We start from the raw sequence: 5,891 nt of genomic DNA, 5'->3' as shown, positions 1-5,891 counted from the left end.
TGGGGGGTTAAAGGGGTCGAGGCCCCACCGGTGGTGGGGCCTCGAGCCGTAATGGTTGTCCGGCGGTGTCCTACTCTCCCACACTCTCTCGGGTGCAGTACCATCGGCGCTGTGGGTCTTAGCTTCCGGGTTCGGAATGGGACCGGGCGTTTCCCCCACGCTATGACCGCCGTAACCCTTGCTACCAGTGGCCTGTCCGCCTCGTGTGCTGTCCCTGGTTCGGGGGGTGTGCACGCGGGTGGTGGCGTGGTAAATCTGTGGGGTTACATCGCTTCACTGCATCGCTGGTTGGGCGGTGCGTGTTGCTGGATGTCGTATTCAGTTGTGCCGCAGCCCCTCCCGCGCCGGTGCCGCAGTGCTGCGGTGGGCGTGGTGGTGCTGTGGTGTTGTGGTGGTTCCTGTTGTTGGTTGGGAACCGCATAGTGGACGCGTAGCATTCGATCTTCACCCGCCTCATGGTTCACTGTCGGGGTTTCCTGGTTGCCCAGGGGACCCTTCTGGTGGGGGTGGGTGTGTGGTGTAAGTTATCGGCTTATTAGTACCGGTCAGCTTCACAGGTCGTTAGTCCCTGCTTCCACGTCCGGCCTATCAACCCAGTGGTCTGGCTGGGGGCCTCTCACACTCGAGGTGTATGGAAATCTCATCTTGAAGCAGGCTTCCCGCTTAGATGCTTTCAGCGGTTATCCCATCCGAACGTAGCTAATCAGCGGTGCACTTGGCAGTACAACTGACACACCAGAGGTTCGTCCGTCCCGGTCCTCTCGTACTAAGGACAGCCCTTCTCAAATTTCCTGCGCGCGCAGCGGATAGGGACCGAACTGTCTCACGACGTTCTAAACCCAGCTCGCGTACCGCTTTAATGGGCGAACAGCCCAACCCTTGGGACCTACTCCAGCCCCAGGATGCGACGAGCCGACATCGAGGTGCCAAACCATGCCGTCGATATGGACTCTTGGGCAAGATCAGCCTGTTATCCCCGAGGTACCTTTTATCCGTTGAGCGACGGCCATTCCACAATGTGCCGCCGGATCACTAGTCCCGACTTTCGTCCCTGCTTGAGATGTCTCTCTCACAGTCAAGCTCCCTTGTGCACTTACACTCGCCACCTGATTGCCAACCAGGCTGAGGGAACCTTTGGGCGCCTCCGTTACTTTTTAGGAGGCAACCGCCCCAGTTAAACTACCCATCAGGCACTGTCCCTGACCCGGATTACGGGCCGAAGTTAGATATCCAGAGTGACCAGAGTGGTATTTCAACGATGACTCCACGTGAACTGGCGTCCACGCTTCACAGTCTCCCACCTATCCTACACAAGCCACACCGAACACCAATACCAAACTATAGTGAAGGTCTCGGGGTCTTTCCGTCCTGCTGCGCGTAACGAGCATCTTTACTCGTACTGCAATTTCGCCGAGTTTATGGTTGAGACAGCGGGGAAGTCGTTACTCCATTCGTGCAGGTCGGAACTTACCCGACAAGGAATTTCGCTACCTTAGGATGGTTATAGTTACCACCGCCGTTTACTGGGGCTTAAATTCCCAGCTTCGTCCCACGCAAGCGTGAAACTAACCGGTCCTCTTAACCTTCCAGCACCGGGCAGGAGTCAGTCCGTATACATCGTCTTGCGACTTCGCACGGACCTGTGTTTTTAGTAAACAGTCGCTTCCCCCTGGTCTCTGCGGCCCCGATCCGCTCCGGCGAGCTAGTCGCCTTCACAGTTGGGGCCCCCCTTCTCCCGAAGTTACGGGGGCATTTTGCCGAGTTCCTTAACCATAATTCTCTCGATCGCCTTAGTATTCTCTACCTGATCACCTGTGTCGGTTTGGGGTACGGGCGGCTAGAACCTCGCGCCGATGCTTTTCTCGGCAGCATAGGATCACCGAATCCCCCCTTGACGGGGGTCCCATCAGATCTCAAGCGTGTGATCGAACACAGAACCACGGATTTGCCTATGGTTCGCCCTACATCCTTAGACCGGGACTACCATCGCCCGGCTCGGCTACCTTCCTGCGTCACACCTGTTAATACGCTTACCTCCCGAGATCAGGTCCCGCGATCCACAAAAAACCACGTCACCACAAGGGTGGGCGGTCATGCTTCTGGCGGTTAGTATCCCTCGATCAGTATTGGCGGTTCTTCGCCGGTACGGGAATATCAACCCGTTGTCCATCGACTACGCCTGTCGGCCTCGCCTTAGGTCCCGACTTACCCAGGGCAGATTAGCTTGACCCTGGAACCCTTGATCATTCGGCGGACGGGTTTCTCACCCGTCTTTCGCTACTCATGCCTGCATTCTCACTCGTGTAGGCTCCACCGCTGGTTTACACCGCGACTTCACCGCCCACACGACGCTCCCCTACCCATCCACATCCTTGAACCAGGAGAACAAGTCTCCGGCTTGGGATCTATGTGAATGCCACAACTTCGGCGGTGTACTTGAGCCCCGCTACATTGTCGGCGCGGAATCACTTGACCAGTGAGCTATTACGCACTCTTTCAAGGGTGGCTGCTTCTAAGCCAACCTCCTGGTTGTCTGGGCAACTCCACATCCTTTCCCACTTAGCACACGCTTAGGGGCCTTAGTTGGTGGTCTGGGCTGTTTCCCTCTCGACTATGAAGCTTATCCCCCACAGTCTCACTGCTGCGCTCTCACTTACCGGCATTCGGAGTTTGGCTGACGTCAGTAACCTTGTAGGGCCCATTAGCCATCCAGTAGCTCTACCTCCGATAAGAAACACGCAACGCTGCACCTAAATGCATTTCGGGGAGAACCAGCTATCACGAAGTTTGATTGGCCTTTCACCCCTACCCACAGCTCATCCCCTCCATTTTCAACTGAAGTGGGTTCGGTCCTCCACGACGTCTTACCGTCGCTTCAACCTGGCCATGGGTAGATCACTTCGCTTCGGGTCTAGATCACGCCACTCACTCGCCCTATTCAGACTCGCTTTCGCTACGGCTTCCCCACACGGGTTAACCTCGCGACGTAACACTAACTCGCAGGCTCATTCTTCAAAAGGCACGCCGTCACAACTACTAAGGTTGCTCCGACGGTTTGTAGGCACACGGTTTCAGGTACTGTTTCACTCCCCTCCCGGGGTACTTTTCACCTTTCCCTCACGGTACTGGTCCGCTATCGGTCATCAGGGAGTATTTAGGCTTACCAGGTGGTCCTGGCAGATTCGCACGGGATTTCTCGGGCCCCGTGCTACTTGGGATCCTCTCCAAACGGCGTCACGCATTACGGTTACGGGACTTACACCCTCTCCGGCCGGGCTTTCAAACCCGTTCACCTATACGCACGCACTCATTTCACCAGTCCGGCAGAACTGGAACGGAAAGTCCCACAACCCCAGTGATGCAACGCCCGCCGGCTATCACACACCACTGGTTTAGCCTGTTCCGCGTTCGCTCGCCACTACTAACGGAATCACTATTGTTTTCTCTTCCTGTGGGTACTGAGATGTTTCACTTCCCCACGTTCCCTCCACGTACCCTATGTGTTCAGATACGGGTCACCCGGTCACTCGCGCGCCGGGCGGGGTTTCCCCATTCGGACATCCTGGGATCAAAGTTCGGTTATCAACTCCCCCAGGCTTATCGCAGATTCCCACGTCCTTCTTCGGCTCCTGATGCCAAGGCATCCACCGTGTGCCCTTAAAAACTTGACCACTAAGATCAAAAACATATCGAGAAAACCAGGCCCGAACATACGTCCGGAACCAGATTATTCTTAGAAATTGCTTCTTTTTAAGATGCTCGCGTCCACTATGCAGTTCTCAACCAACAACCCCATCACACCCCCACCCACCCCCTAACAGGGACACGAGCAGAGCATGCGCGGGAAACCAGAAACAACCAAACCCCACCCCGGCCGAAAACCAGAACAGGGCCCTGTTATCTCAGGACCCAACAGTGTGCCAAACGATACCCGCCACCAACCACCAACCCGCTCTTTCCAACCCCGCCCCCCACCATGCACCCACCCCCCAAAGAGGGACAGCACACGACCAGGCGACCAGGCGTACTCGAGCCGGCCAACACCAGCGACGACACCTATTCATTGATATTCCACCCATGAGCACCCACCGCGGAACAAACGCCCGCGCTATGGGCTGACTCCTGCGAACCCCACCCCCACCACAGTGGACGAGGACGAAAGATTCGAGGCGCTCCTTAGAAAGGAGGTGATCCAGCCGCACCTTCCGGTACGGCTACCTTGTTACGACTTAGTCCCAATCGCCGGTCCCACCTTCGACGGCTCCCTCCCACAAGGGGTTAGGCCACCGGCTTCGGGTGTTACCAACTTTCGTGACTTGACGGGCGGTGTGTACAAGGCCCGGGAACGTATTCACCGCAGCGTTGCTGATCTGCGATTACTAGCGACTCCAACTTCATGAGGTCGAGTTGCAGACCTCAATCCGAACTGAGACCGGCTTTTTGGGATTAGCTCCACCTCACAGTATCGCAACCCTTTGTACCGGCCATTGTAGCATGCGTGAAGCCCAAGACATAAGGGGCATGATGATTTGACGTCGTCCCCACCTTCCTCCGAGTTGACCCCGGCAGTCTCCCATGAGTCCCCGGCATAACCCGCTGGCAACATGGAACGAGGGTTGCGCTCGTTGCGGGACTTAACCCAACATCTCACGACACGAGCTGACGACAACCATGCACCACCTGTAAACCGGCCACAAGTGGCTGACACATCTCTGCATCATTCCGGTTCATGTCAAGCCTTGGTAAGGTTCTTCGCGTTGCATCGAATTAATCCGCATGCTCCGCCGCTTGTGCGGGCCCCCGTCAATTCCTTTGAGTTTTAGCCTTGCGGCCGTACTCCCCAGGCGGGGCACTTAATGCGTTAGCTACGGCGCGGAAAACGTGGAATGTCCCCCACACCTAGTGCCCAACGTTTACGGCATGGACTACCAGGGTATCTAATCCTGTTCGCTCCCCATGCTTTCGCTCCTCAGCGTCAGTTACAGCCCAGAGACCTGCCTTCGCCATCGGTGTTCCTCCTGATATCTGCGCATTTCACCGCTACACCAGGAATTCCAGTCTCCCCTACTGCACTCTAGTCTGCCCGTACCCACCGCAGATCCGGGGTTAAGCCCCGGACTTTCACGGCAGACGCGACAAACCGCCTACGAGCTCTTTACGCCCAATAATTCCGGATAACGCTTGCGCCCTACGTATTACCGCGGCTGCTGGCACGTAGTTAGCCGGCGCTTCTTCTGCAGGTACCGTCACCACCCCCGAAAGAGCGGCTTCTTCCCTACTGAAAGAGGTTTACAACCCGAAGGCCTTCATCCCTCACGCGGCGTCGCTGCATCAGGCTTGCGCCCATTGTGCAATATTCCCCACTGCTGCCTCCCGTAGGAGTCTGGGCCGTGTCTCAGTCCCAGTGTGGCCGGTCACCCTCTCAGGCCGGCTACCCGTCGTCGCCTTGGTAGGCCATTACCCCACCAACAAGCTGATAGGCCGCGAGTCCATCCAAAACCACAAAAGCTTTCCACCAACACCACATGCGTGGGAAGGTCGTATCCAGTATTAGACCCGGTTTCCCAGGCTTATCCCAGAGTCAAGGGCAGGTTACTCACGTGTTACTCACCCGTTCGCCACTAATCCACCAGCAAGCTGGCTTCATCGTTCGACTTGCATGTGTTAAGCACGCCGCCAGCGTTCATCCTGAGCCAGGATCAAACTCTCCGTAAATGATTCACAGACACAACACGACACCCCGGGAAAACGGGACACCCTGCTGCACAAAATTCGAAACCAGCCAAAAAAACCAGCCACCACACGGGGTGCGGCAACCAGCAAATTCAACCAATCAAAAAACAATCGGTATCAACAAACTTGGCACACTATTGAGTTCTCAAACAACAGGA

The 5,891-nt window shown here is 56.3% G+C and carries 3 rRNA genes; all 3 read right to left on the bottom strand.

Going from position 1 to position 5,891, the window contains the following annotated elements:
* Positions 1 to 57: 57 nt before the first annotated feature.
* Positions 58 to 174, bottom strand: a 5S ribosomal RNA gene (gene rrf, locus AC4D2C_RS18705).
* A gap of 340 nt (positions 175 to 514) precedes the next feature.
* Positions 515 to 3,671, bottom strand: a 23S ribosomal RNA gene (locus AC4D2C_RS18700).
* A gap of 509 nt (positions 3,672 to 4,180) precedes the next feature.
* Positions 4,181 to 5,715 (bottom strand): 16S ribosomal RNA (locus tag AC4D2C_RS18695).
* The 16S, 23S and 5S rRNA genes sit together here, the layout of an rRNA operon.
* Positions 5,716 to 5,891 lie beyond the last annotated feature (176 nt).

The organism is Arthrobacter sp. TJ-240, assembly GCF_058269195.1.
Note: the sequence above shows the minus strand (reverse complement) of the source record. Positions and strands in the feature narration are given on the sequence as shown.